This is a genomic window from Methylobacterium sp. AC433, assembly GCF_979253015.1.
The window spans coordinates 1-234 of sequence record NZ_CEEDBN010000123.1; the positions used below are offsets into that span (position 1 = coordinate 1).

General features: G+C 76.9%; 1 protein-coding gene. It reads right to left on the reverse strand.

The genetic code is table 11. The annotated features are described in order from the left end of the window. Positions 1-220: hypothetical protein (locus AC0IWM_RS23970; protein WP_471759185.1), on the reverse strand; the 220-nt coding region annotated here is incomplete at its 3' end. Positions 221-234 lie beyond the last annotated feature (14 nt).

The following is a 234-nucleotide window of genomic DNA, read 5'->3' on the forward strand; positions in this document are numbered from 1 at the left end:
GGGTGACGGAGGTGGGCTGGCCGGAGATCCGCAGGCGCGCATGGAGGCGGCCGGTCTCGCCCTCGTACGTGGCCCGCAGGTCTGCCTCCGTCACGCCGGGGCGCAGGGGCTCCTCGGTCACCGGGCGGTAGGGACCCACGAGCTCGATCTCCGGGCACCAGCCCGGCCTGAAGCCGAGGAGGCTCGTGCGGCCGTGCCGCAGGGAGCCCGGCGGGAGCATCCGGGGGCGCCAGC